24 protein-coding genes, 1 tRNA gene and 1 other RNA gene are annotated in these 26,132 nt (G+C 63.7%); 14 read left to right on the plus strand and 12 right to left on the minus strand.

Annotated features, from left to right (window positions below; genetic code table 11):
• The first annotated feature begins 116 nt into the window (after window positions 1–116).
• Window positions 117–1,043, plus strand: coding sequence for an oxygenase MpaB family protein (locus AC5RU3_RS07840; protein ID WP_493965221.1), 927 nt, complete (start codon window positions 117–119; stop codon window positions 1,041–1,043).
• 40 nt (window positions 1,044–1,083) lie between these two features.
• On the opposite strand, the gene AC5RU3_RS07845 is transcribed toward AC5RU3_RS07840, so the two are convergent.
• The 3 genes from AC5RU3_RS07845 to AC5RU3_RS07855 all read right to left on the minus strand — a co-directional run bounded on the left by AC5RU3_RS07845 (window position 1,084) and on the right by AC5RU3_RS07855 (window position 3,650).
• Window positions 1,084–2,268 carry a fatty acid desaturase family protein gene (locus AC5RU3_RS07845; protein WP_458116277.1) on the minus strand — a complete coding sequence of 395 codons (1,185 nt, stop codon included), beginning with the start codon at window positions 2,266–2,268 and terminating at the stop codon, window positions 1,084–1,086.
• Window positions 2,269–2,290: 22 nt separating this feature from the next.
• Window positions 2,291–3,352: a ferredoxin reductase gene (locus AC5RU3_RS07850; RefSeq protein WP_309069859.1), complete on the minus strand. Its 1,062-nt coding sequence runs from the start codon at window positions 3,350–3,352 to the stop codon at window positions 2,291–2,293.
• Between the two features lie 213 nt (window positions 3,353–3,565).
• Window positions 3,566–3,650: transfer RNA gene (locus AC5RU3_RS07855), tRNA-Ser, on the minus strand.
• 103 nt (window positions 3,651–3,753) lie between these two features.
• Between AC5RU3_RS07855 and ffs the strand changes: the two genes are divergently transcribed.
• The 4 genes from ffs to recR all read left to right on the plus strand — a co-directional run bounded on the left by ffs (window position 3,754) and on the right by recR (window position 8,184).
• Window positions 3,754–3,850, plus strand: an RNA gene (gene ffs, locus AC5RU3_RS07860) — signal recognition particle sRNA small type.
• Between the two features lie 28 nt (window positions 3,851–3,878).
• A complete protein-coding gene (gluQRS, locus tag AC5RU3_RS07865) occupies window positions 3,879–4,799 on the plus strand; it encodes a tRNA glutamyl-Q(34) synthetase GluQRS (protein ID WP_493965222.1) in 921 nt (306 codons plus the stop codon).
• A 9-nt stretch (window positions 4,800–4,808) separates the two neighbouring features.
• On the plus strand, window positions 4,809–7,529 hold the full coding sequence (locus AC5RU3_RS07870; protein ID WP_493965223.1) for a DNA polymerase III subunit gamma and tau: 2,721 nt from the start codon (window positions 4,809–4,811) through the stop codon (window positions 7,527–7,529).
• Between the two features lie 58 nt (window positions 7,530–7,587).
• Window positions 7,588–8,184, plus strand: a complete 597-nt coding sequence (recR, locus tag AC5RU3_RS07875) for a recombination mediator RecR (protein WP_458116273.1) — start codon at window positions 7,588–7,590, stop codon at window positions 8,182–8,184.
• A gap of 13 nt (window positions 8,185–8,197) precedes the next feature.
• Here the strand turns inward: recR and AC5RU3_RS07880 are convergent, their stop codons facing one another.
• From AC5RU3_RS07880 to AC5RU3_RS07900, 5 genes are all read right to left on the minus strand, one after another.
• Entirely contained in the window at window positions 8,198–8,860 is a 663-nt protein-coding gene (locus tag AC5RU3_RS07880) for a cyclase family protein (RefSeq protein ID WP_493965224.1), read from the minus strand.
• A complete protein-coding gene (locus AC5RU3_RS07885; protein ID WP_493965225.1) occupies window positions 8,844–10,226 on the minus strand; it encodes a purine-cytosine permease family protein in 1,383 nt (460 codons plus the stop codon). The genes AC5RU3_RS07880 and AC5RU3_RS07885 overlap by 17 nt, the downstream gene beginning before the upstream one ends.
• A gap of 27 nt (window positions 10,227–10,253) precedes the next feature.
• Window positions 10,254–10,673, minus strand: a complete 420-nt coding sequence (locus AC5RU3_RS07890) for a YybH family protein (protein WP_493965226.1) — start codon at window positions 10,671–10,673, stop codon at window positions 10,254–10,256.
• A 135-nt stretch (window positions 10,674–10,808) separates the two neighbouring features.
• Window positions 10,809–11,930, minus strand: a complete 1,122-nt coding sequence (locus AC5RU3_RS07895) for an ABC transporter permease (protein WP_493965227.1) — start codon at window positions 11,928–11,930, stop codon at window positions 10,809–10,811.
• Entirely contained in the window at window positions 11,927–12,859 is a 933-nt protein-coding gene (locus AC5RU3_RS07900) for an ABC transporter ATP-binding protein (protein WP_493965228.1), read from the minus strand. Before AC5RU3_RS07900 ends, AC5RU3_RS07895 begins: the two co-directional genes overlap by 4 nt.
• Before the next feature lie 216 nt (window positions 12,860–13,075).
• Between AC5RU3_RS07900 and AC5RU3_RS07905 the strand changes: the two genes are divergently transcribed.
• Window positions 13,076–14,362 carry an aspartate kinase gene (locus tag AC5RU3_RS07905; RefSeq protein WP_309071652.1) on the plus strand — a complete coding sequence of 429 codons (1,287 nt, stop codon included), beginning with the start codon at window positions 13,076–13,078 and terminating at the stop codon, window positions 14,360–14,362.
• Between the two features lie 28 nt (window positions 14,363–14,390).
• Here the strand turns inward: AC5RU3_RS07905 and AC5RU3_RS07910 are convergent, their stop codons facing one another.
• Both AC5RU3_RS07910 and AC5RU3_RS07915 read right to left on the minus strand, forming a co-directional pair.
• Complete coding sequence (locus AC5RU3_RS07910) at window positions 14,391–14,669, minus strand: hypothetical protein (RefSeq protein WP_375164377.1); 279 nt, start codon at window positions 14,667–14,669, stop codon at window positions 14,391–14,393.
• A 135-nt stretch (window positions 14,670–14,804) separates the two neighbouring features.
• Entirely contained in the window at window positions 14,805–17,870 is a 3,066-nt protein-coding gene (locus tag AC5RU3_RS07915) for a S8 family serine peptidase (RefSeq protein ID WP_493965613.1), read from the minus strand.
• 347 nt (window positions 17,871–18,217) lie between these two features.
• Between AC5RU3_RS07915 and AC5RU3_RS07920 the strand changes: the two genes are divergently transcribed.
• From AC5RU3_RS07920 to AC5RU3_RS07950, 7 genes are all read left to right on the plus strand, one after another.
• Window positions 18,218–19,141 carry a 3-methyladenine DNA glycosylase gene (locus tag AC5RU3_RS07920; RefSeq protein ID WP_493965229.1) on the plus strand — a complete coding sequence of 308 codons (924 nt, stop codon included), beginning with the start codon at window positions 18,218–18,220 and terminating at the stop codon, window positions 19,139–19,141.
• A 48-nt stretch (window positions 19,142–19,189) separates the two neighbouring features.
• A complete protein-coding gene (locus AC5RU3_RS07925; RefSeq protein WP_309071650.1) occupies window positions 19,190–19,768 on the plus strand; it encodes an SSI family serine proteinase inhibitor in 579 nt (192 codons plus the stop codon).
• Between the two features lie 173 nt (window positions 19,769–19,941).
• Complete coding sequence (purS, locus tag AC5RU3_RS07930; protein WP_309123676.1) at window positions 19,942–20,199, plus strand: phosphoribosylformylglycinamidine synthase subunit PurS; 258 nt, start codon at window positions 19,942–19,944, stop codon at window positions 20,197–20,199.
• The gene (purQ, locus tag AC5RU3_RS07935) at window positions 20,196–20,972 is read left to right on the plus strand and encodes a phosphoribosylformylglycinamidine synthase subunit PurQ (protein WP_375164837.1); all 777 of its coding nucleotides are present in this window, start codon (window positions 20,196–20,198) and stop codon (window positions 20,970–20,972) included. Before purS ends, purQ begins: the two co-directional genes overlap by 4 nt.
• Window positions 20,969–23,257 carry a phosphoribosylformylglycinamidine synthase subunit PurL gene (gene purL / locus AC5RU3_RS07940; protein ID WP_493965230.1) on the plus strand — a complete coding sequence of 763 codons (2,289 nt, stop codon included), beginning with the start codon at window positions 20,969–20,971 and terminating at the stop codon, window positions 23,255–23,257. Before purQ ends, purL begins: the two co-directional genes overlap by 4 nt.
• Window positions 23,258–23,390: 133 nt before the next feature.
• Window positions 23,391–23,774 carry a DUF1304 domain-containing protein gene (locus tag AC5RU3_RS07945; RefSeq protein WP_309071647.1) on the plus strand — a complete coding sequence of 128 codons (384 nt, stop codon included), beginning with the start codon at window positions 23,391–23,393 and terminating at the stop codon, window positions 23,772–23,774.
• 55 nt (window positions 23,775–23,829) lie between these two features.
• The gene (locus AC5RU3_RS07950) at window positions 23,830–24,372 is read left to right on the plus strand and encodes a GNAT family N-acetyltransferase (protein ID WP_309123678.1); all 543 of its coding nucleotides are present in this window, start codon (window positions 23,830–23,832) and stop codon (window positions 24,370–24,372) included.
• Here the strand turns inward: AC5RU3_RS07950 and AC5RU3_RS07955 are convergent.
• Complete coding sequence (locus tag AC5RU3_RS07955) at window positions 24,272–24,850, minus strand: DUF1990 domain-containing protein (RefSeq protein WP_493965231.1); 579 nt, start codon at window positions 24,848–24,850, stop codon at window positions 24,272–24,274. The two genes, AC5RU3_RS07950 and AC5RU3_RS07955, sit on opposite strands and share 101 nt — an antisense overlap.
• Window positions 24,843–25,238 (minus strand): MmcQ/YjbR family DNA-binding protein, encoded by a 396-nt coding sequence (locus AC5RU3_RS07960; protein ID WP_493965232.1) that lies wholly within the window; start codon window positions 25,236–25,238, stop codon window positions 24,843–24,845. Before AC5RU3_RS07960 ends, AC5RU3_RS07955 begins: the two co-directional genes overlap by 8 nt.
• 58 nt (window positions 25,239–25,296) lie before the next feature.
• Here AC5RU3_RS07960 and AC5RU3_RS07965 point away from each other — a divergent pair, with 58 nt between their 5' ends.
• Window positions 25,297–26,124 (plus strand): DUF1206 domain-containing protein, encoded by an 828-nt coding sequence (locus AC5RU3_RS07965; protein WP_493965233.1) that lies wholly within the window; start codon window positions 25,297–25,299, stop codon window positions 26,122–26,124.
• Window positions 26,125–26,132: the final 8 nt, after the last annotated feature.

Raw genomic sequence — 26,132 nt, forward strand, 5'->3', positions numbered from 1 at the left:
GTTTCTGCGCGGACACTCGTGCTCCTTGGCTGTCGTTGTCTTTGGTACTCGATTGCAGTTCGTCGACCGCCCCTCATCCGGATGGGACGTTCAGGAGGAACCTGCATACTGGAGCGATGGCGTCACCCCTCTCCCGCCTGCGGGTTGAACTCAAGAACACCTTCACCGGCACCGGTGCCGAACCGCCCGCCTGGACAGAGGAACTCGCGGAAGGGAACGACGCCGGCTACTTCGCTCCCGGTTCCGCCGTCTGGTCGGTTCACAGCTCCATGACTCCGACGGTGGGCGGCATCCGTGCACTCCTGCTTCAGGCGCTGCATCCGGGTGCCATGGCGGGGGTGTATGCCCATTCCGACTTCCGCGAGGACCCGCTGGGCAGGCTCGCGAACACCATCCGCTGGATCTTCACCGTCACGTACGGGTCCACCGACGCCGCGCAGAGCGCTTCAGGCTGGGTACGCCGCCTGCACGAGAAGGTGACCGGCACGTACGTGGACGCCGCCGGCGTCGAGCGTTCCTACGCCGCCAACGACCCTCATCTGCTGCGGTGGGTGCATCTGGCGTTCACTGACGCGTTCCTCAGCGCGCACCGGGAGTACGGGCTGAAGTTTCCCGGCGGACCGGACGAGTACGTGAAGGAGTGGGCGATCGCGGGAGAACTGATGGGCGTCACTGACCCGCCGCGCAGCGTCGCTGAACTGCGTGATCAGCTCTCCGCATACGACGGCGAACTCGCTTCCAGCCACCAGGTCCAGGACGCGCTGGCCCACATCAAGCGACCCCCGCTTCCGCGGTCCCAGCGTCTGGGCTACCGGATCCTTTTCGCCGGGGCGGTGGCCACGCTCACCCCTCGGCACCGGGAACTGCTCGGCCTGTCGTTGCCGCACATCGGGCCCTTACCGTTGCCGGTCAAGCCGGCTGTCCTGCTGGTGCTGGGAGCCATCAAGCTCGGTCTGGGCAGGCAGGGACCGAGTGAGGCAGCAGCGCTTCGGCGGATCCGGCGGGTGCAGGGGCAGCACCCGCCGGACCCGGCGACCAGCTGAAGACCGGACTAGCTGGCGACCGAATTAGCTGAAGACCGGACTAGCTGGCCGGTGCCTTACGGTCCGGCAGTGCCAGCCGGAAGACCTTCGCCCACGCGGACCCGACCTGCTTGAGCAGGGGCCCGGTGGTGTACGGCAGTCCATAGCGCTTGCAGATGTCGCGGACCTTCGGGGCGATCTCGTGGTACCTGTTCGACGGGAGGTCAGGGAACAGGTGGTGCTCGATCTGGTGGGAGAGGTTTCCGGTCATCAGGTGCATGAACTTCGAGCCGGAGATGTTCGCCGAACCGATCATCTGCCGCACATACCAGTCACCACGGGTTTCGCCGTCGACCATTTCCTCGGTGAAGGTGTCCGTGCCGGCTGGGAAGTGACCGCAGAAGATCACTGCGTGGGCCCAGACATTACGGACTGCGTTCGCGGTCAGGGTTCCCGTCAAGGCCTGCCTGCCCGAGCCGGTAAGCATTGCGACGACGGGCGTGGCGACGTAATCCTTGCCGAACTGCTTGGCGGCCTTGCGCCCAAGTGCCTGCAGGTCCCGGCGAAGGGCGTCTTTTGATTTGGTGCCGTCCTTGTATTCCGGCAACTCAAGATCGTAGAGCGCGATGCCCCACTCGAAGAGCGGCGCGAGCACGGCGTTGTACACCGGGTTGCCCAGGTTGAAGGGCCGCCAGGGCTGGTCGTCGTCCATGCGCAGGAGGTTGTAGCCGACGTCGCGGTCCTTGCCCACCACGTTGGTCCAGCGGTGGTGCAGGTCGTTATGGGTATGCTGCCAGGACCGTGTGGGCGTGACAAAGTCCCAGTCCCAGGTTGTGGAGTGGATGTCCGGATCCCGCATCCAGTCCCACTGGCCGTGCAGGATGTTGTGACCGAGCTCCATATTCTCCAGGATCTTGGCGAAGCTCAGCATGGTGGTGCCTGCCACCCACGCTGCCTTGTTCCGTCCGACAAGCAATGCTGCACGTCCACCGAACTCGAGGATGCGCTGAGCCTTGATGACGCGGCGGATGTAGGCGGCATCAGGCTTCCCCCGTCGGCCGAGCACCTCATCGCGGATGGCGTCGAGTTCACGGGCCAGTTCGGCAACCTGCTCATCGGAAAGATGCGCAGCTGCCGGCGGGCGGACAAGCGGATGCCCGGTCTCGGCGAGCGCTCCCGGCCGTCGTCGGGTTGCCGGTCTTTCAACCGCAGTGTCCTCTGACACCTGATCTACAAGGTTCGTCATATTCTCACTCCTTCGATCCGAGTTATATGTCGAGGTTTACGGGTCCGGCTGCTGCCGAAACGCACGTCTGAATCAATTGCCCGGGTTCTCCATGTACTTCGTTGGTGCGAAGGTCCCGGACTTGTCCTGCCCGAAGCGGGATGAGGCAGCTGTGGCAGATTCCCATGCGGCAGCCGCTGGGCATGAGGAGGCCTTCGTCTTCCCCGACCTCGAGCAGCGGGGTGTTGCCGTCCGCCTCAACCTCCCGGTCGGAGGCTTCGAAGGTGACCAGTCCGCCGTCGTTCCCGGTGCCTTCCGCCAAAGCGGTGCTGAAGCGTTCGATGGTGAGGCTCCCGGCCGGCAGTTTCGCCTGGCGCTCCCACAGCGACTCTGCGTTTTCCAGGAACTTCTCCGGTCCGCACGCGTAGGCCGCGCGCTCACGCCAATCGGAACACAACCGGTCAAGGACGGCGGGAGTGTTGAAATCGATGCGGCCATGCTCACCGGTGAACCAGAGCTTCACCTTGAACTGTCGGAACTGGTCGGCGAGCTCGCGGAGCTCCTCGACGAAGAGGCTTGTCTTGGGCGTGCGAGCGGAATGGATCAACACAACATCCGCGTCCGGCCGGCGGGGAACAAGCGTGCGGATCATGGACATCACCGGGGTGATGCCGCTCCCCGCTGTCAGCATCAGAAGCGGCCGCGGCCGATCAGGGAGTACGAAGGTGCCCTGAGGCGGGGCAAGGAAAAGAATGTCACCGGGTTTGGTCTCACGGACAAGGACGCCGGACACGGCACCCATGTCGGTAACGGTGATGGCGGGATCCTGACCGGCAGCTGTGCTCAGGGAATACGAGCGCCAGTGGCGGACTCCGTCCAGTTCCACGCCGATGCGCGCCCACTGCCCTGCGCGGTGTGCTTTCCAGCCCCTGCCGGGGTGGAAGTAGATCGTCACGGAGTCTGCGGTCTCCGGCACCACTTTCGTGACGATGCCGCGCAGTTGGCGTGACGAAAACACCGGGTTGAATAGCGACAGAAAATCTTCCGGCGCGAGCGGTGTGGTCAGTGCCGAGAACGCGTGTCTCAGCTTCGGTAGCCGGGTCATGCCTGCAGGTCCAATCGCAACTCCTTACAGGATGGGCACATGGCTGAAGGTATCAGGCCACACAGCCGATGCTGTATTCAGTGTGAACTCCATACTTATGCTTCGGAAGACTCATTGCACAATACACTTTACTCAGCATGCTTACGATCACTTCAAAGTCCAGTGAAATGCAGAACACCCCAGCTGTAAAGCCGGGGTGTTCTGTGTGCAGCGCGGAGGATGGGGGATTTGAACCCCCGAGGGCGTTAACCCAACACGCGTTCCAGGCGTGCGCCATAGGCCGCTAGGCGAATCCTCCTTGTTTGGAGCAGGTTCCAGAATACCCGCACATGCCTGATGTGCCGAATCGGGTGCTCTCCGGCGACCGGCGAAGCCCCTGCTCCGATTCCTGTAGACTATTTCGCGGCCCCTCATGTGGTGTCATCCTGTTGAACTCCCCCAGGACCGGAAGGTAGCAAGGGTAGGCGGGCTCTGGCAGGTGCATGAGGGGTCTTTACGTTCCCTGCCAGCCGCGTTTGGAGGATCCGTGAACGCAGGTCGCTTCGCGCCGAGCCCCACCGGTGAACTTCATGTGGGCAACCTCCGCACTGCGATCCTGGCCTGGCTCTTCGCCCGGTCCACCGGCCGCCGTTTCCTGGTGCGCGTCGAGGATCTCGACCGGGTCCGTGCCGGCGCTGAAGCGGTGCAGCTAGCCGAGCTGAGCGCCGTCGGGCTCTCCTGGGACGGTGACATCACCCGCCAGAGCGAACGCCAAAACCTCTACGACGACGCCGTTGCTCGCCTGCTGCGCGACGGGCGCCTCTTCGAGTGCTTCTGTACCCGGCGAGACATCGCGGAGGCGGCTTCGGCGCCGCATGTCCTTCCCGGCCACTACCCCGGCACCTGCCGGGACCTGTCCCAGTTCGAGCGCGAAGCCGCGCGGCGCGTCCGGCCGGCCGCGCTCCGGCTCCGCGCCGACGTCGACCGTTATGGAATTCGCGACGTCCTGCACGGTCCCTACACCGGGCTGGTTGATGACTTCGTAGTGGTGCGCAATGACGGGGTGCCCGCCTACAACCTCGCCGTCGTCGTCGATGATGCGGAACAGGGCATCGACCAGGTGGTACGCGGCGATGACCTGCTGAGTTCCGCACCGCGGCAGGCCTATCTCGGGTCCCTGCTGGGGCTTCCCGCTGTTGAGTATGCTCACGTGCCCTTGGCGCTGAACCCGGAAGGTCGACGGTTGGCCAAGCGTGACGGCGCAGTCACCCTCGAAGCCTTGGGCGCCAAGGGTTGGGATGCAGCCGAAATCCGGGCGCTTATCCTGCGTTCACTCGGTCTTCCGGATAGCTCAGTGGAGGCTGCGCTGGGGGCATTCGATCCTCGCCTGCTGCCCCGCGAGCCGTGGATTGTCGACCCCTCCCACCTCTCCTCCACCGATGCCGCTCCTGTCCCACCCAACCGATAGAGTTCTTCTGTGAGTACAGCCCTTTACCGCCGGTACCGTCCGGAGACGTTCTCCGACGTGATCGGCCAGGAGCACGTCACCGAGCCTTTGATGACGGCCATCTCCAAAAACAGGGTGAATCACGCCTATCTTTTCTCCGGTCCACGCGGCTGCGGCAAGACCACCTCGGCCCGCATCCTGGCCCGCTGCCTCAACTGTGCGCAGGGCCCCACACCGGTTCCCTGCGGCACCTGCGACAGCTGTGTTGAGCTGGCCCGGAACGGCTCCGGCAGCCTGGATGTCATCGAGATCGACGCAGCATCCCACGGTGGCGTCGATGACGCCCGTGATCTCCGTGAGCGCGCCACCTTCGCTCCGGTCCGTGACCGCTACAAGATCTTCATCATCGATGAGGCCCACATGGTCACCAGCGCCGGCTTCAACGCGCTGCTGAAGATCGTCGAAGAACCCCCGGAACACATCAAGTTCATCTTCGCGACCACGGAGCCGGACAAGGTGATCGGAACCATCCGGTCGCGCACGCACCACTACCCATTCCGGCTGGTTCCCCCAGAACCCCTGATGGCTTACCTTGAGCTGCTGTGCAACCAGGAGAACATCCCGGTGGCGCCCGGCGTTCTGTCCCTGGTGGTGCGCGCAGGCGGCGGGTCGGTGCGCGACTCCCTGTCGGTGCTGGACCAACTGATGGCCGGTGCCGGAACCTCCGGCCTTGACTACGAACTCGCGGTGTCGCTGCTGGGCTACACGCATGCCTCGCTGCTCGACGACGTGGTCGATGCCATTGCCGCCGATGATTCCGCTACCGTTTTCGGTGCTGTTGACCGGGTCATCCAGACGGGCCATGATCCGCGGCGGTTCGTCGAGGACCTTCTCGAGCGGTTCCGCGACCTGATCATTGTCGCCGCAGTTCCTGATGCGGCGGCGTCCATCCTGCGCGGTACACCTGACGATCAGCTGAACCGCATGCGCACCCAGGCTCAACAACTGGGACGCGCGGAGCTTTCGCGCGCCGCTGACATCACCAACACTGCGCTCACCGAGATGACCGGCGCCACCTCTCCGCGATTGCACCTCGAGCTGCTCTGCGCTCGCATCCTGCTGCCCGCTGCGGACCAGTCGGAGCAGGGCACCCTGGCCAGGGTCGACCGCATCGAACGCCGCCTAAGCTACGCCGATGGCCTACCTGAGGCCGGTACCGGGGCTCCCCCAGCTACTGCCGAGCGCACCGCACAGCCCTCCGCTCCGGCCGCTGCCGCACAGGTACCGGCACCGGCACAGGCACCGGCAGCTGCGTCGGCACAGCCTCAGGCACCGGCTGCTGCCCCTGTATCTGCAGCCTCTTCAGCGGCTGGCCCGGACAGGCAGCCGTCGGGCACGCAGGTTCCTGCCGACTCAAAGCCACAGCAGGCCCCGGCTCCGGCCGAGAAACTCGAGCGCGCCACGGAACATGCGCAGGAACCCGGTGCTGCCGACTGGGGCGGCGGATGGGGCGTGCCTCCTGAACCTTCGGATCCGTGGGATCAGCAGAGCACCGAATCCCGTTCAGCAGCAGCACCAAGGGCCCAGCAGCCCAAGTCCGAGCAGTCCCAGTCGGAGCAGCGTCCGGTTGAGCAGCGCCCGGTTGAGCAGCGCCCGGTTGAGCAGCGTCCGTCGGGTCAATCCGCTCCGGCCCAGGGTTCAGGTCAGATAGAGATGATTCGCAGGGCGTGGCCCGAGATCATGGACGAACTGGCCCGGATCAAGCGCAGCACGTGGTTGAACGTCAACACCGATGCAAAGCCGCGCTCCTTCAGCGACAATCAGCTCACCCTTGCGTTTGCGTCACAGGGCAATGCGCTGGGTTTTCAACGCGGTCAGCACAGCGACAACCTGAAGCAGGCCATCAGCAAGGTGCTTGGGTTGAACTGCAGCATTGAAGCCATCCATGACGGCGCCGCGGCAGCGGGTGAACCCGACCCAAAAGCACTTACTAGCCGGAACCAGCCGGCAGAGGCGCAGGGGCAATCCGGCGCCAGTGGCCCCGCATCGAGCGGTGCCGGCACACCTTCCCCGGGAGAGGATTCCTGGGGGCTGCCAGTGGCCGCAACCGGAGCCCGGCCTGGCTGGGGAGAATCTGCCCGGCCGACTGCGCCCGCCACAATCCAGCAGAACCAGACGCAGCAGACGCCCGCGGGCATCGAGCCAACCGGTAACGCGCGCACGGAGCAGGCACCCGTGCGCAAGGCAGGCGCATCCCAGACGCCTCCGCAGCAGACCAGCCGGCAATATTCCGCGCAGCAGGTGCCCGCGAATGCCCTCGCGCAACAAGCGTCCACTCAGCCGGCCCCTGCCCAGCAATCACCCGCTCCGCCGGCACCCGTCCATAACGCAGCTGCACAGCCCGCACCCCGCGAGCCCGCTGCCGGACCGCGCAACCCCAATGACGTCCCTTCTTTCACGCCGGCAGAACCGGCCCGTGACCCTGATGATCCCGGTCCTCAGGAACCCTCTTTCGACGAGGAACCGCCGTCCCGCCCCAGCCGCTACCAACAGCTGCTCGATGAAGCCGCTCGGGCGGAGGCGGCCAAACCCAAGCCGCAGCCTGTAACGGGCGCCGTAGACTTGAAGTACGTCGAGGACATACCCAGCGCAGACGATGAAACCATCGAGGAATCCGGACTGGTCGGCCGGCAGGCCATCGAACGTATCCTCAACGGACGGCTTATCGAGGAACGCAGCCTCGACCAGTAACAAGGCCACCCGGTCCCGGCCGGGCCGTCGAGTCACCACCTACAGCTAAGGCAAATCCGTGTACGAAGGCGCAGTTCAGGAGCTCATTGACGAGCTGGGACGTCTACCCGGCGTAGGCCCCAAATCGGCACAGCGCATCGCGTTCCACATTCTTGAGGCAGACGGGGACGACATGAAGCGGCTCGTCAACGCCATCGTTACCGTCAAGGAGCGGGTGAAGTTCTGCACCATCTGCGGGAACGTCGCCGAACAGGAGACCTGCGGCATCTGTCGCGATCCACGGCGTGATCCGTCCGCGATCTGTGTGGTCGAAGAGTCGAAGGACGTCATCGCCGTCGAACGGACGCGGTCCTTCCGAGGCAAGTATCACGTGCTCGGCGGCTCAATCAATCCGATCGCGGGGATCGGTCCGGATCAACTGCGCATCCGGGAACTGTTGAACCGGCTCTCTGACGACCAGGTTCAGGAAATCATCATCGCCACCGATCCGAACCTCGAGGGCGAAGCCACGGCCACCTACCTCGTGCGGATGCTGAAGACCATCGGCATCAAGGTCACGCGCCTCGCTTCCGGACTGCCGGTCGGCGGTGACCTCGAATACGCGGACGAGATCACCCTCGGCCGCGCCTTCGAAGGCCGCCGCACCGTCTCCTAGGGAGCGCGAAACGTCAGTTCTCCTGCAATGATCCGTCCGTGCGGGCCACGGCACGGACAGGAGCGCCGTCCAGGTCCAGCAGGGGCAGCGGGAAGATCCCAATCCAGCAGCGGGCTGGAAGCTTGCTGACACCGCGCAGATTCTCAACGATCAAGCCGTCGCCACCCAGCACAATGTCATGTACAGGCAAGCGGAAAGAGTCCGCCTGTAGCGTGGGATCCGGGCTGAGCGTGTCAACGCCGAGGACGCGCATGCCGCGCTGTAAGAGTTCAGCAGCTGCGTCAGGGGCAAGGTAAGGGTGATCGAGGTAGGCGTCGGAGCCGATCATCCGATCCCACCCTGTGGCCAGGACCACTATCGGCGGCACCGCATCCGGAATCTGATCGGCGATCCTGGAAAAAGTGATCTCCTCCCCGGGCGCAGCGCCGGTGAGATGCAGGATCACCGCCTCCCCCGACAACTCGTCCACGCTGATATCGCTGACTGTCCGACCACCGTCGACGCTGTGGGATGGGGCGTCGATATGTGTTCCGGAGTGCGATCCGAGGTGTAGGGCAACAACTGATACGCCGTCTTCGCTGAGAGTTAGTGCAGGAGCGAAGGCCACTTCAGGATCGCCCGGGAAGACCTGCATCCCGGCGCTGATGGGGTGGGTGAGGTCAACGTACCGCGTCAACCTGTACCTCCTCGGCCAGATGGCCTGCGGATTCGCGCCCGGAACGGCGGCTCTTGTACGAGAGGGCAAGGTAGAGGACGAAACTGAGAACGAAAGCCGGCAAGGTTGCCCCGATTGGGCTAGGCCACGAGTAGGTCAGCACGTAGGAAGCTGCGGCGCCGATCACCCACACCGCGATTGCCGACCAATTGATCCCGGCCGTGTACCAGTATGATCCCTGGCCCTCGCGGAGGATGTCCCGGGTGTAACTTGCACGCTTGATGATGTAGTAGTCCACGATCATGATCGCGAACACGGGGATGAAGAACGCGCCGATCATCACCAGGAAGTCGGTGAACTGGTTCAGCAGAGCAAGCCAGGTGGAACCGATGATGGAGATCACTCCCACGGTGAGTGCTGTCGGTAGGAAGCGGAACTTCCAGTGCGCCTGCGCATTGACCACGGAGGTCACCATTCCGTAGACGACCATGGTGTTGGTGGCCATGACCGACATGAAGATGACGACTGCCAACGGAGCCCCGAAAGCAGCAACGATGACAGTGGGATCGAACGGTGCAGCGGGATCCTCGGACAGGAAAACATAGCCGATGGCTGTGGCGCCCAGGCTCATGGCAAGCACGGTGGAAACAACGTAACCGATGCCGGAACCAAGGATGCCTGCGCGGCTTGACTTCGCGAGCCGGTTGAAGTCGGCAGAAAGCACTGTCCAGGAAACCGCCGTGGCGATCACAATGTCCAACACCACGAAGCGGGTGAATCCCAGGGACGCGTCCGCTTCAATGCCAGCGAACTCGGCCGGAGTGAAAGTGGTGAAAGCGGTGACGAAAACATACGCCATGATCGCCAAGATGACGACGGCGAGCCACGGCTCTACCTTTGCGATACCTTCGTGCCCGAGAATCGCCAATGCGACGACCAGTGTCTGGGCAAGCACAGCAAAGAGCATCGGGTTGGAAAAGCCGGTGGTTGACTCAACCAGATAATTGACGGTCACACCCGCCAGCATCGCCTGCACCCAGCTCCAGCCCAGCAGGATGATGACGTTTGCGGCCACCGGCAGGAGGCTGCCTCTCGTACCGAAGGCTCCACGGGTGATCGCCATGGTCGGCAGTCCTGTTCGGGTGCCGATATTACCGACCAGGGTGAGGACAACGGCGCCGACGACCGTGCCGATGAGAATCATGAGGAGAGCATCGGTGAAGCTGACAGCCGGCACGAAGAGAGTCCCCGTCAGCAGCGTAGTCACAACGAAGTTGGCTGCCAGCCAGATCATTCCTATCCGGCCGAGCGGAAGCGTGCCGCGTATCGGACCGAAACCGTCGGCATTTTTCTGAAGACGCGCATCGAGGCGCTGATAGAGATTCATGAGGGCTCCTGGAAGTGAGGGCGGGAACTACGCTGTCCGGGCGGGAGAGGGCGACAGATGCTCATGAACGGCCAGGAGCGCACCGTCTGGTTCACAACGGAAGACGATGGTTTCCCGCTCTCGATACGACTCTTCACCATCGCTGGTGCGGACCGTGGTGGCTACGTCGTGGCTGAAGACGGCGCCCCCGGCGAAGACTGTGACCTGCTGGTTGGATGAGTCGCAAGCTATGACCGTCCAACCGCTTGCCACCCATTCTGACCACATCGCTTGATAAGCCGCGCGACTCTCGAGTCGGCTCTGCTCGGAATGGAAAATAAAGCTCGCATCGGTGGCAAAACCGGAAAAATATCGTTCAGTATCCGTCGCCGCAAATGCTTCCACGATCCGGGAGGCGGCTTCGGCAACTTCACGCTCGGACGGCTGGGGAAGCGCGTGGTTGTTCATATTTTCCTTACGAAATGCCGAAAGCATGGGTGCTTTGCAGGCAATAAATGTTGACTATAGGTAACCTCGCGTGTCGTGTCAACCGTCACAACGGACGGAGGATAGGTGCCCCTTCCGACGCTAAGGGGGAGGCGCTCAGGCTATGCGGGTGCCCTGTGAGAGCCGGCGAGCTGGGGTGACCAACCTGCGACGGCCCGCCCAGAGCACCACTGCAGCCAGCCCACCCTGCAGGGCAAGCCCGAGCGGCCAGATCGGGAACGGCTCAGACTCGATGTCCCGCGACCGCGGCCCGAAGAACTGGGCCTCGGCACAGGTGACGTTGTAGTCCGGACCCGCCTGGGCAAGACGAACCTGATCGCTGATGCTCTCCATAACCCCGGGCGCCCGGTAGGTCTCATTGAACGACCCCACCGGGAGGTCATCCGCGGCCCTGTCATAAGGCACAGCATCCGCGACAATGACGAACGGGTTGGCTGCGAGCAACCAAGCTGTACGTTCGGTGTGCCAGACCGTCGTCGTGATTTCATCGGTGACGCACACGAGGTCCTCCTCCGAAGGAATCTCCTGGCTGAGCTGCACCTCCGGCGGGTAGTTGTAGTACGACTGCACTACCGGGACGTCTTCCTCCATCACCAGAGTCATGCTTAGCCCGAACGCGATCAGGGTTCCGAGACCCAGCAGGGCAACCATCATGTAGGTGGTGACGATCGAGAACAACGGCCTGGTTGCGAGGGCGGAGATCCCGACGCCGAGGGCGCACACCAACCCGAGCTCGAGGGCAAGCACCACCAGGGAGACCACGGCCTCGAGCGGGTTGACGCCACCCAGAGCCAGCGCCCAGAAGATGAACGGCGAACTCAGCGCCAGGAATCCCAACGAGGCCACCCAGGACGCGAGCCACTTACCCCACAGGATCTGGCCAGGGGTCAGGAGCGTAATTTGAAGGATGGCCAGCGTTCCGCCGGCGCGGTCACCATTGATCGCGTTTGCGGACAGGCCCGGCGCCACCAGCAGCCCGAAGAACAGCACAAAGCCGACCACGAGGTCGAACAGGAAGGGTCCCGCTCCGCCGGTGGCCGACGTCGTAAGGGTCGCCAGCGAAAACACCAGACCGATCACAAGGAACCAGACGGCCATCATGATGTACCAGGCGCGGCCCCGTAGCCTCTGCTTCATCTCAAGCCCGAAAATGGAACGCACCCCCGTCGCATATCCGAGGCTGAGGGGGCGGCTACTCTCGATCAACTGCGTGCTCATTGCCGCTCCGTATCCAGGCTCATGTAGGTCTCTTCGAGGGCGCCGCCGGCCGGCGCAAAGGCGGTCACGACGACGTCGGCCAGGACGAGCGTGCGCAGCAGCCACGCTGCCTGCTCAGTGCTGCTGAGCAACACCTGATACTCGACCCGCCGGGAGTCGCCCCGCTCTTCGAAGACGACGCCGTGACTTGACAGGACGTCGGCGAGGGCCGACATCGGTTCGGCCTGGATGCAGTAGCGGCGAAGCTGACTTCCTGCCTCGTCGAGGGTCTGGGTCTTGACGGACTCCCCGCGGCTGACGAAGACGGCGCGGTCTGCTATTTCGTCCAGTTCGGACAACACGTGACTGGAGACGACGATGGTCTTGCCCTCCCCGGCGAGCCGCCGGAGCATGATGCGCAGCTCCACTCGGGAGCCCGGATCGAGTCCCGACGCCGGTTCATCCAGCAGGAGCACCTCCGGGTCATGGATCAGCGCCCGCGCCAGGCTGAGACGCTGCTGCTGACCGCGGGAGAGGACCCGGGCCGGGGCGTCACCGTATTCCGTGAGCCGGACGGCGTCGAGCAGTTCGGCGGCTCGCGTGGAAGCAGCCGCCGTCGTTAATCCGTACAGCGCACCCACGGTGGTGAGGATCTCGCGCGCCTTGAGCGATTCCCAGACCCCAAGGGTGTCCGGCATCCAGCCGACCTTGCGGCGGACGGCTGCGGAATCGGTCGCCGGGTCCGATCCCCCGACCGTGAGCGTGCCCGCATCCGGCGCCAGCAGCGATGCGAGGATCAGCAGCAGCGTGGTCTTGCCGGATCCGTTCGGCCCGATCAGCGCTGTCACCTCTCCCGGCGGCGCCTCAAAATCGATACCGCGAACCGCATCAACGGAGCCGAAACTTCGTTTGATACCTCTGGCAATGATTCCCCCATACCCATTGGTCATGAGGCGACCCTAACAACAGGGTGAGGAAACCTGGTCTGGAAACGCTGCACAATAGGACTTGTGATTGGGTGAGTCGAAATCGAACGGTTAACATGGTGTGCGGTTACGGGCCGTTCATCGACCGTGGCCGACTTGAAGAAACCCCCTTGTAGTTGACCTGCTACCGGCGCCGTCCATACCGCCGGACACCGTCACCCAATATCAGCGAGCGTGCGCATGGCCTTGATTGTTCAGAAGTTCGGTGGCTCGTCCGTGGCCGACGCGGAGGGCATCAAGCGCGTCGCCAAGCGCGTCGTGGAGACGCAAGCGGCCGGCAACCAGGTCGTCGTCGTCGTTTCAGCGATGGGCGACAGCACCGATGAACTGCTTGACCTCGCAGCGCAGGTCAGCAGCACCTCCAACCCCCGCGAGATGGACATGCTCCTGAGCGCCGGGGAACGCATCTCGATGGCCCTGCTTGCAATGGCCATCCACGAGGCCGGGTCCAGCGCACAGTCCTTCACGGGCAGCCAGGCCGGCATGATCACCGACGCGATCCACGGCAAGGCCAGGATCATCGCAGTGTCGCCGCACCGGATCAGGACGTCCATCGACAAGGGCGACATCGCAATCGTCGCCGGCTTCCAGGGGATGAGCCAGGACAGCAACGACATCACGACGCTGGGCCGTGGCGGGTCGGATACAACTGCCGTAGCACTCGCTGCAGCCCTGAAGGCTGACGTGTGTGAAATCTACACCGACGTTGACGGTATCTACACGGCCGATCCGCGCGTTGTCCCTTCGGCGAAGAAGATCGCAACCATTTCCAGCGAAGAGATGCTGGAGATGGCCGCGTCCGGCGCGAAAATCCTGCACCTTCGCTGCGTCGAGTACGCCCGGCGTTTCGGCGTGCCGCTGCATGTCCGCTCATCATTCAGCCAACTCGAGGGGACCTGGGTTCTTCCCAACCCCGACGACACCATCAAGATTCAAGAGGGAGAACCCTTGGAACAGCCCATCATCTCCGGTGTTGCCCATGACCGCTCCGAGGCAAAGGTTACCGTTGTCGGCGTGCCCGACATCCCCGGCAAGGCAGCTGAGATCTTCAGGATCGTTGCGGGAGCCCACTCCAACATCGACATGATCGTGCAGAACGTTTCCACGCATGGCTCAGGGCACACGGACATTTCCTTCACCCTGCCCATCGTCGAAGGCGCCGATGCGCTGACGGCGCTGAAGGCGGCACAGGACCTCGTGGGCTACGACAGCATCGAATACGACGAGCAGATCGGCAAGCTGTCCCTCATCGGTGCCGGAATGCGCTCCAACCCCGGCGTCTCCTACAAGTTCTTCCGGGCATTGTCCGACGCCGGCGTGAACATCGACATGATCTCCACCTCCGAGATTCGCATCTCGGTGGTCACCAGTGCCGATTTGCTGGACACGGCGGTTCGCGCCGTGCACGCGGCGTTTGATCTCGACGGCGACGCCGTTGCGACCGTTTACGCGGGCACGGGCCGCTAGGACGCCGTCGTCCTGCTAACTCTCGAGGCTATTCCTCCGTGTGGAGGACCGGCTTCGTGAAGTAGTCCGTGTATTTCTGGACGGGTTCGGTTCGGCGAACTGTCTGGTGGTCCGGATGCTTGCGGACGGCGTAATGATGGCCGTCGGAATCCACCTCGATGTTGAGTTCAGCGAGTTCGGCCTCTGAGGCTGTTTCGAACTCATCATGCCGGTGTACCACCGGGCCATCCAAGGCATCCCGTTCGGGCGGTCCCAGAAAGATGGTGGCGGGGTTTTTGATCCAGCGGCGCCGGGGTCTCTCAGCCATGGGTATCGCCTTCTCTCTGCGGCTGTTCGAGTACCCACATCTTAAGTCCGAATGGTCGAAAAAGCTCCGGCCTGATGCAGAAATCCCCCGCACCGGACAGACCGGTGCGGGGGATTTCGCGTAACCTGCGTACTGCTACTTACCGTTCGTCGGCGTGGTGTCCTCACGCGGTCCTGCGGGCAGCTTGTCTGCGCCGCTGACCTCGGGAACCGCGACCGCTTCGACGTCGCCCGAACCGCTGACCGTGACCGAAACGAAGGTCACGGAGGTGGATCCTGTGTAGGTGATCCGGCCGACATATGAGCCAGGCTCGAGGCCGGTCCAGTTCAGGGTCACTTCTCCGGACTGGCCGTTGTCAAGGTCAAGCGGGTTGGGCGAGATGGAGGCGTTGCCCTCGTCGGCGCCCAGGATCGCGGCGTCGAATGTTGCAGCGGTCGCCCGCCCATCGGTGCTTGCGTAAAGGTTCACGATTGCCGTGTAGGTTCCCGGAACCGGGTTCGGCAGGCTGAGTGTCTCACTCGCCGAGGCGGTGGCAACCTGGAACAGGCGGCCGTTGGGATCGAACACGAAGAGGTCGAAGTCCGCCGTGTCATCGGAGGAAAGAACCGACATTTTCGCGAACGGCGTCCCCCTGGGAACGGTGATCTCGGTGACGAAGTTCGACGCGTTGTCGCTCGTGGCCACAGGGCCGGGAACGAGGGAAAGCGCCTCGCTGTTGGCCTTGGAGAGCCCCTCGAGCATCATCGAGACGGGAGCATTCGTTCCCGCGGTAACAGGGATGATTCCACTGCCGTCCGGACCTTCGGATGTGAAGGAGAGCTCGGACGGAGCGACCACGGACTGCGGGCGGACCGCGATCGGTGAAGCCACTACCTTGTCAGCGCCCTGCCACACCAGCGAACCCTTGGCGAATTGGCCGAGTGCGGCGTCCGCATTCTCGAAGGTCACCTGGAAGGTGCGCTTCTCCCCTGCCGCACTGAAGTTCAGGACCGAAGGGGTCACCGTGACGTTCACGCCGGGAACGTTCGCCGTGGCGTTGTAAAGCCCTGGGGTGAGCGCAGTCACCGTGCGGGTGACGGTCACCTTGCCGGTCAGGTTTCCGACCGCGAAGGACGGAACGTTCATGTCCTTCGCGTTGATGCCCTCGATGCCCGCGACATCGGCGAAGCCGGTGCCTTCAACAAACTGCAGGTAATCGCGTACACCCGCGTCGTAAATCAGTCCGGGGCTCAGCACGCTGGTGGGATCGACCTGACCTGCACCGGTCGCGAAGACGTCACCGTCCACGCCGCCTTCAGCGTTCTTCACCGGATCAGCGGTGGTCATCATGGCGGACTTCACCGCAGCCGGCGACCACGCCGGGTTCTTGGCCAGGATCAGTGCGCCCACACCGGCGACGTGCGGTGATGCCATCGAGGTGCCTGAAAGGAAGCCGAAGTCATCGCCTCCGGTACCGATCGGTGAAACGCCTGCGAGGACGGCAACGCCGGGTGCAGCGATGTCCGGCTTCAACAGATCCGAGCCAGTCGCAAGGAGCGGTCCCCGAGAGGAGAAGCCTGCGATCTGCGGAACGGGCGGCAGTGCCTCGCCGGTGGTGTCCTCAGGTATCAGCGCGACCCGGATGTCAGGGTTGGCGGCAACCTTCTCCTTGAGCACCAGGCTCTGGGGAGCGTTGACGTGCACGGTGGGAACGGCGTGCTTGTCGGTGTCCATGGAGGAGTCGGAGAGGTTCACCAGGATCATGCCGATTCCGCCGGCCCGGGCAACCTCGGCCGACTTCGCAACGCGGTCGTACACGCCGCGGTCACAGACAACGATCTTGCCTGTCACGAGGGCAGGATCCAGGGAGTTCGGTGCACACAGTGCCGGGTCCACAGCACCGGCAGCTGCCGCGTTACCGCTGAGTACTACCGGGCTCGCCGGAACGCCGGCGCTCATGATGCTGGCTCCGCGGAACTTCGTCCCATCCGAGAACTCGGCCGTACCCTGCAGGGCGTGGCTGAAGGTGCTTGCTGCGACGGTCGTCAGCCAGGGCGCGCCATGGTTGACGGTGCTGGCGGTCGGCCCGGAGTTACCGGCCGAGGTGGCGACGAAGATCCCTGCCGAAGCTGCGGACAGGAACGCGAGCGACACAGGATCCGTGGTGGTGGTTGTGCTGCCCGAGATCGAGTAGTTCAGCACGTCCACGCCATCGAGGATCGCCTGGTTGATCGCGGCAACAGCGGCGGAGGAGTAGCAGCCGCCGGTGTTCGGGTCGTCGTCGGCCCAGCAGGTCTTGTAGATGGAGAGCTTGGCAGCCGGCGCGACTCCGGAGGACACCCCGAAGTCACGGCCCGCTACGGTCTGGGTGACCTTGTTGTTGCCTGCTGCCGTGCTTGCCGTGTGGGTTCCGTGGCTGTCGACGTCGACCGGCGACAGCACTTCCTCGGGTGCCCGATTCGCCTCGGGAACGAACTCGATGAAGTCCTCGGCGAAGTACTGGGCCGCGAGGACCTTCGAATTGCACTCCTCGCCGGTGAAGCCTTCACCTTCCTGGCATTCACCGACGAAGGTTGAGCCGTCTGCCTTCAGCATGGCGATCTGGCCGTCTTTGGTCAGGTAGGGCTCTCCGACACGCGCCTTCGCATTGCCCTTGAGCGGCTTGACCTGCTTGCCTGCGAAGAACGGGTTGTCCGGGGTGTAGCCGGTGTCGATGATCCCGACGACGGTTCCGGCGCCGGCGTTCTTTTCGCCGCCGAACTGCGTCTTCCAGGCACCCTTGCTTCCGGGAAGGTTGAGGATTTCCATGCTGGTGTAGTCATCCGGCGCGTTCTCGACGTCCGGAGCGACCATGCGTACGTTCGGATCCTTGGCGAGCTCAACAGCCTGCTCGGACGTCAGCGTCGCGCTGAAGCCGTTGAGCGCAGCGGTGTAGGTGCGGTTGATCTCCACACCTTCCTGGGCCGCAACGGCCTGTTGCTTCTTCTCAAGGTGGTTCTTGTACTTCTGGAAGTCCTTCTTGCCGCTGAGCTTTTCGCCCTTTTCCGGCTTGGTGGCTGCGATGCCGGGGACACCGCCGTCGTACGTTGCTGCGGGCTCCTCACTGAGCACCACAATGTAACGGCCGGCCGGGTAGTCCTTGGGATCCACTTTCTTGACCGTCTGGATCTGCTGGGTAGCAGTGGGGCCAGTCGGTGCTGCAGCGGCGGGGACCGCCGTCATGGAACCGAGAATCAACGGCAGGCCCAGCACGAGAGCTGTAGCTCTGCGCAGACCACCTGCCCGCGGATTCCTGTATTGAGGGTCTTTCACGCGAGGTTACCTTTCATCGAAAAAGCGACCGGACAATGCCGGACTGAAAGCAGCTGGTGTGGGGGTCTGTGCCCTGAATCACTACCGGAGCCTCACATAGGCTACCCCCGAGTAGGGTTCCCAAGGGGCGGTCCTGAGCAGAACCTGCCCGTAAACAGAGCTTTGGAGCAAAATCGGGTTTTGAGAACGCCCGTTCATTCAATTTCCGACGGGATAGTGGTAAAAGACCGTTGCTTCAGGCATCAGGGGATAATGGGATGGTGCCTGTGACCGTCCTTACTCCCGAAGAGTGGGAGCCCCGTGCCATCGCCCATTCCGAGCGGGTTCGAGCGTACACCGAGCCCTACCTGCGCCGGCGGGCGGCACAGCAGAAGCATCCGGTGGAGGACTTCCTGTTCACCTACTACACGCAGAAGCCGGCTCAGCTGCTGAAGTGGCATCCGGGTGCGCATACGGTTCTCACCGGGCCCACCGCCGTCGAACGTGGGGCCTGGAAGTTCTACCGGAACCTCATCTCCGAAGAACGGCAGCAGCTCGGACTCAAGAACGACGACGGCGCCGTGACGCTCGATCTCGCTGCTTTCCTCGAGGCACGGAGGGAGGCGGTGGACTTTGCCCGCGTCATCCTTTCCGGCACTGCCGCCCGCCCTGCGCAGTTCGGCTGTTTCGGTCTGCACGAGTGGGCGATGGCCTATAAGTCGGAGGAGAACTCCATCCGGCACGAATACCTGAACCTGCGGTTGGGCGCCCAGGGAACGGACGAGGTGGTGGAGGCCAACCGAATCAGATGCACCCACTTTGACGCCTTCCGTTTCTATGCCCCGCAGGCGGTTGCGCTGAATGAGCTCCAGCCGACGCGGACAGCCCAGCGGGATCTCGAGCAACCGGGTTGCCTGCACGCAAACATGGACCTCTACAAATGGGCATACAAGCTGACTCCCGCCCTGCCCAGTGATTTGGTGATGGACTGCTTCGAACTCTCGTGGCGAATCCGCGCCATGGACATGCAGGCCTCGCCGTATGACCTGGCGGAGTGGGGCTACCCTCCCATCGCCATCGAGACACCCGGCGGGCGGGCGGACTATGTGCGGGCACAGCGTGCGTTCTCGGCTGAATCCCAGCTAAAGCGTGCACAGTTGAATGAGTACATCAATCAACTGCACCTGACCGTTGACCCCTGATCCGGGCAGGAACCAGCTGGAACATCGAGGGTGACGAGGAGGTTTCCCATGGGTTTTGCACGCGGCATCGCCGCAAGAAATGTGGCCATGCTTGTCGGCACTGTGCTGGCCTTCTCCCTCAGCGGGTGCGGGTCGCCCGGCGAACCCGGCACGGAACTGGCCGCCCCTCCCAGCTCGCCCGTTTCCGAGCCGGCCGAACCATCTGTGTCGCCAACAGCCCCGGAGAGCAGTATGTCCCCAGAATCACCGAAGCCCACACCCAGCTTCCCGTCGGATCCTGCAGCAGTCGGAACCGCCATGCTGGCCATCAGTATCAAGCTCAGCCCGGAGTCCGCGCCGGTCGAGTACTTCCTTGAGTGCACGCCGGACGGCATTGGAGAAACCACTACAGTTCCTCATCCGGAAGCTGCCTGCGAGGCGGTCAAGCGGCTCGGTGCGGCCTTCTTCAATGCGCAGCCGGACCCCAACAGGATGTGCACGCAGCAGTACGGCGGCCCGCAGACCGCCACGGTGAAGGGAACCGTCGACGGGCACCGCGTGTACGCGTCCTTCTCCGCCACTGATGGCTGCGAGATTGCGCGCTGGAACGCGCTGGAAGCCATTCTCGGAACCGCCGGCGCCAGTTAGCTGCCCGCGCCAACTCCCGAGTCACGGCCCGCTGTGTTCGGCCGGTAGAATGGAACAGCAAGCTCGCGGAGCGCTGGACCATTCTTTCGAAAAATCAGGCGTGAGACGGCACCCGTCGGGCAACCGCATTTAACTGCACCTAACCAGTGTTTACACCTCACAGGAGTTGCCGGATGCCCCGGATCGTTGTTGACGTCATGCCCAAACCTGAAATCCTCGATCCGCAGGGCAAGGCTATCGCCGGCGCCCTCCCCCGTCTCGGGTTCACTGGATTCGCCGAGGTCCGACAGGGCAAGCGTTTCGAGTTGACCGTTGAAGGCGATGTTACCGAGGAAGTGCTGGATCACGCCCGCAACGCGGCCGCCACACTGCTCTCGAACCCCGTCATCGAGGATGTGACCCGGGTCGAGGTCATCGAGGACGCACAGTGACCATCGAGACTCCGCTGATCGGCCACTCAGCGGCCGAAGTTGTCGATGAAAGCCTGTCCGGAGTCCGCGTCGGAGTCGTCACCTTCCCCGGCACGCTCGATGACCGCGACGCGCTGCGGGCGGTGCGCATAGCAGGTGGCACCGGTGTCCAGCTCTGGCACGGCGACCATGACCTCAAGGACGTTGACGCCGTCATCATTCCCGGTGGTTTCTCCTACGGCGACTACCTCCGCGCAGGCGCGATTTCGCGCTTTGCGCCGTTGATGGAACAGATCACCGCTGCGGCGTCCGGCGGTTCCCTGCCCGTACTCGGCATCTGCAACGGCTTCCAGGTCCTCACCGAGGCGCACCTGCTTCCCGGATCGATGGTCAAGAACAACCACCTCCACTTCCTGTGCAAGGACCAGCGCCTGTTGGTCGAAAACAGCTCGACGGCGTGGACTTCCTCATACGGTGAAGGCAGCGAAATTGTTGTCCCCCTGAAGAACCAGGACGGTCAGTTCGTCGCGGACGAGCGCACGCTGGACGAGCTTGAGGGCGAAGGACGCGTTGTATTCCGCTACGTGGGCGGGAACCCCAATGGATCCCGCCGCGACATCGCCGGTATCACCAATGAGCACGGCAACGTTGTGGGCCTCATGCCGCACCCCGAGCACGCGGTTGAACCCGGCTTCGGCCCGGACTCCTCCGCCTTCGGTGAGGTCGAAGTCCGCGGCGGCGTGGACGGGCTCGGTATTTTCACCTCGGTACTGCAGAAACTGGTTAACAAGTGACCACAGAGACAACCTCCAAGAAGTTCAATATCGACACGGTCGAACACGCCGAGCAGACCCCCGAGCAGCCGCTTCCCTGGGCGGAACTGGGGCTGAAGGAGAACGAGTACGACCGCGTCGTCGAGATCCTCGGACGCCGTCCTACCGCTGCAGAGCTGGCCATGTACTCCGTGATGTGGAGCGAGCACTGCTCCTACAAGTCCTCGAAGGTGCATCTGCGCCAGTTCGGCGACAAGGTCACCGAGGAGATGAAGGAGCACCTGCTTGTCGGCATCGGTGAGAACGCCGGCGTCGTCGATATCGGTGACGGCTGGGCGGTGACCTTCAAGGTCGAGTCCCACAACCACCCATCGTTCGTTGAGCCGTATCAGGGTGCCGCAACCGGCGTCGGCGGGATCGTCCGCGACATCATCTCGATGGGCGCCCGTCCCGTCGCGGTCATGGATCCGCTGCGCTTCGGAGCAATCGACCACCCCGACACCCCGCGACTGGTCCACGGCATCGTGTCCGGCATCGGCGGGTATGGAAACTCGCTCGGCCTGCCCAACATCGGCGGCGAGGTCGTCTTCGACTCCGTCTACCAGGGCAACCCATTGGTGAACGCCCTGGCTGTCGGCGTCCTCCGCCATGAGGACATCCGCCTGGCCAACGCGTCCGGCGTCGGGAACAAGGTAGTGCTGTTCGGTGCGCGCACCGGCGGCGACGGAATCGGCGGCGCCTCGGTGCTGGCCTCGGAATCCTTCGACGACGCGAAGCCGTCCAAGCGCCCCGCCGTTCAGGTCGGTGACCCCTTCGCCGAGAAGGTACTCATCGAGTGCTGCCTCGAACTGTTCAAGAACTCGATCGTTGAGGGCATCCAGGACCTCGGTGCCGCCGGCATCTCCTGCGCCACCTCCGAACTTGCCTCGAACGGCGACGGCGGCATGCACGTCGAGCTGACAAACGTCCTCCTTCGCGACCCGTCGCTGACTCCCGGCGAGATCCTGATGTCGGAGTCGCAGGAACGCATGATGGCCGTGGTGACGCCGGAGAACGTTGCGGCGTTCGAAGCCATCATGGACAAGTGGAACGTCGAGTACTCGTGGCTGGGTGAGGTCACCGATACCGGCCGCCTGATCATCGAGTGGGACGGCGAGAAGATCGTCGATGTCGACCCCCGCACGGTTGCCCACGACGGCCCGGTCTACGAACGCCCGTACTCCCGCCCGGTGTGGTTGGACGGCGTTCAGGCTGACTCCTTCAGCGCTGAAGCGCCCACTGATCTTCGAGCCGCGGTGCTGGAGCTGATGGCCTCCCCGAACATGTGCTCGAAGGACTGGATCACCAACCAGTACGACCGCTACGTGCAGGGCAACACCGCTCTGGCGATGCCCGACGACGCCGGTGTGGTCCGCGTTGATGAGGAGACCGGTCTGGGCATCGCGCTCTCCACGGACGCCAACGGCCGCTACTCCTACCTCAACCCGTACGACGGCGCCCGGCTGGCTCTGGCTGAGGCCTACCGGAACGTTGCCACGTCCGGTGCCAAGCCGATGGCCGTCACCGATTGTCTGAACTTCGGTTCCCCCGAGGACCCAGAGGTCATGTGGCAGTTCGCCGAGTCGGTGCGCGGCCTTGCCGACGCCTGCCAGGAGCTCGGCGTTCCCGTCACCGGCGGCAACGTCTCGCTGTACAACCAGACCGGTGGCGTCGCCATCCACCCCACGCCCGTAGTCGGTGTGCTGGGCGTATTCGACGACGTCGCACGCCGGACTCCGTCCGGTTGGCGCGAGGACGGCCAGGCTATTTACCTGCTCGGCACCACACGGAATGAGCTGGACGGTTCCGAGTGGGCGAATCTTCGCGGTCACCTCGGCGGGCAACCCCCGGCGCTTGACCTCGACGCCGAGAAGACCCTCGCGGCAATCCTGGTCAACTCCTCACGTGACGGCATGATCGACGCAGCACATGACCTCTCCGAAGGCGGCCTTGCTGCGGCTCTCTCGGAAGCGGCCCTGCGCTTCGGTGTCGGTGCCCGGATCGGGATCGACGAGCTGTGTGAGCGTGACGGCATCGACCCGTTCACCGCGCTGTTCTCGGAGTCGCAGGCGCGTGCCATCGTCTCGGTTCCGCGCTCCGAGGAAGTTCGTTTCAACGACATGTGCACGGCACGGAACTTCCCGCGCATCCGGATCGGTGTGGTTGACGCCGAGAACAAGGCGCTCGACGTCCAGGGCCACTTCACACTCCCGCTGGCCGAGCTGAAAGAAGCACACGAAGCTACGCTTCCGAAGCACTTCGGCTGACCCGTATCGATCGCGCCAATTCGATCAGGTCAGTCTCCATCAGGCAGAGCACCGGTGTCATGACACCGGTGCTCTGCCATATCGTTACGTGCCCCATCCCGAGTGAAAGCAGCCCAGCAGATAGGGTTGATCCATGACATTTCCGCTTTTGAGCGCGCTTTTCGCCATGATCGCGGGTTTGTTGCACGTGTATATCTTCGTGCTTGAAAGCGTGCGCTGGCGCCACCCATCTGCGTGGCGGAAGTTCGGGATCTCCTCCCAGGAACACGCGAACATCATCCGCCCGATGGCTTTCAATCAGGGCTTCTATAACCTGTTTCTTGCTGCCGGTGTGATCGTTGGGTTGTCGCTGTCCGGCACGCTCGTCGGGTACGGCATGATCGTCCTCGCGCTCGCGATCATGGTGCTCGCCGCCGTCGTTCTGGTTGTGACCAACCGGTCACTGTGGGTGGCCGCGCTGGTTCAAGGGCTTCCGCCGCTCATTGCGCTGCTGACCCTGCCGATGGTACCGGCCTGACTGCTTTCCGGGCGGCGCTCGGCATGCGCCCGCAGCTGACCGGCGCCTCAGCATGATGCGGGAGAGGCCCCTCATCACAACGCGGCTGAAGTTGCTTCCCATGCGGGCCGCGCACGCCGATCTGATCGCGCGCCAGGAGCGGGAACCCTCCTGGGCGCTGGACTATCCCCAGCCCACTGATGTGGACGCTGCGCGCCATCTCTTTGAGTCAGGACTGCTCTACGCCGACGACGGCGGACGCTTCGGTGTGTGGCTCATCGTCGAGATGGCGAATGACTCCGTGATCGGGACCATCGGGTTCGACGGCCCGCCGCAGGCGGGAGCTCTTCAGATTTTCTATGGGATCGTGCCGTCCCGGCGCGGCTGCGGCATGGCCGCGGAAGCGCTGCACCGCCTGACGGAGTATGCCGGTGAGAGCCCGGAAGTGCGTTCGATCGAGGCTTACGCGCAGTCCGATGCGTCGGCCGCGGTGTTGCGGAGGGCAGGCTACGGCTCTGTCAGCGAGGAGCGTTACCCGCTCGGGGCGTCGCTCTTCGTCTGGGGAATGAATCCGTCCCGGCGGCAAGGCGACGGGCAGCCCGCAGGTAGCGGCGGGTAACCAGCTCCTGGCAGAACCGTGCAACCGGAGCTCCGAGCCGGTAGAACCAGTTGGCGTGCCGACTGTAGGCGTGCAGCTCGAAGTAGACCGCCCCGTCGGGTTCCAGGACTGCAGTGAAGCTTTCCTCCCCGCATTCCGGGTGTCCGGGCAGGGTGGCGTAACCAAACCCGGCGCGGCGGGTGTCGCCGTCGTGCTCCTCCGGGTCTTCGACCCACACCACCTCGCAGGGAGAATTCAAGCGCAGGTTTCCTATGCCGAAGCCCACTACCACCAGTCCCCCGACGGCGGCGCGAGGCTGTGAGGCGTGGATGCGCAGCTTGGAGCCGCGGTGCAGGTCGAGCGCAAGGATTCCGTCAGCGAGTTGCCGGAACTGGTTCTCCCCAGCGCCCACCCTGATGCGGTGGCGCATGGGTCTGAAACCTGATGGCCAGACACCGCCCCGGGTGAACCCGACTGCGTTGTGCGTGATCTCAGGCATTGCTTCCTCGGATCAGACGTGACCAGCCGAGCGACTCGCGGTTCCTTCTGGGAAGAGAAGCGACCACCAGGTCGTAGGAATCCTCGATCATGTCACGAAGGATGTCGTCGGGCAGCGTTCCGGTGCAGTCCACGCCGTTCCAGTGGGTTTTGTTCATGTGCCAGGCGCCGGTGATTTCCGGGTGTGCTGACCGCAGCTGTTCGGCGAGATCAGGCTCGCACTTGAGGCTGATGGACAGGGACGGGGAACCGAGATCCGAAAGCGCGAACATCTTCGCTGTTCCGCCGGGTGCGCGCACCTTGAAGACCGAGGCTTCGGGCCCGAAGGGAAAGTCCTCGAAGGTTCCCGGAAAGGAGAGACAGGTCTCGCGAAGCTGTGCTGCATCCACATAGTGAGCGTACAGCGAAGCGGTGACACACTATAAGGACCACGATCAAGGAGCGCACATGGGAGACATCGGCAGGCAGGCGCGAAAGGTTGCTGACGGGGCAGAAGACGCCACCGATTCGAAACCGTTCCTCCTTGCAGCCAGGGCAGGGTACGTCGCGGCGGGCATCCTGCACATCCTGATCGGCGTCATTGCCTTCCGGGTAGCGAGCGGCGGATCCGGAAGCGCGGACCAGAGCGGGGCCATGGCCTCACTCGCGGGTTCTCCGGGTGGTGGAATCCTGCTGTGGGTCTGTTTCCTTGGTTGTTCAGCGCTGGCGCTTTTCCTGCTCAGCGAGGCCCTCTTCACGCCGCGCAGGCTCAGCGGCAAGAAAAAGGCGACGTTCCGCTTGAAGAACGGCGGGAAGGCTGTCATCTACGCGGCGATCGGGTTGGCCTTCCTTCAGTATGCGATGGGCGGCTCCAGCGACAGCGACTCCGCCACGCAATCCACCAGCGCAGCACTCATGGCCAACCCGGCGGGAACCGCACTGCTGCTCGCTGTCGGTGTAGGTATTCTCGCCATCGGCGGCTACTTCGTTTATCGCGGCATCACCAAGAAGTTCGAGGAGAACCTGACGGGTAAGCCCTCCGGATCTGCCGGACGGGCCGTGACCATGCTGGGTACCGTTGGTTACGTCGCCAAGGGCATCGCGCTGGGTGTTCTTGGCCTTTTGCTTGCCATCGCTACCGTGAGGAATAACCCGGAGGAATCTACGGGACTCGACGGCGCCCTGAAGTCGCTTCAGGAGCAGCCGTTCGGCGTGTGGATCCTTGGCGCCGTCGCGCTCGGGCTGATCGCGTACGGGATTTTCATGATTGTGCGTTCCCGCTACCAGCGCATGTAGTGGTAAGC

The sequence above is a fragment of the Arthrobacter sp. MDB1-55 genome (genome assembly GCF_059092925.1).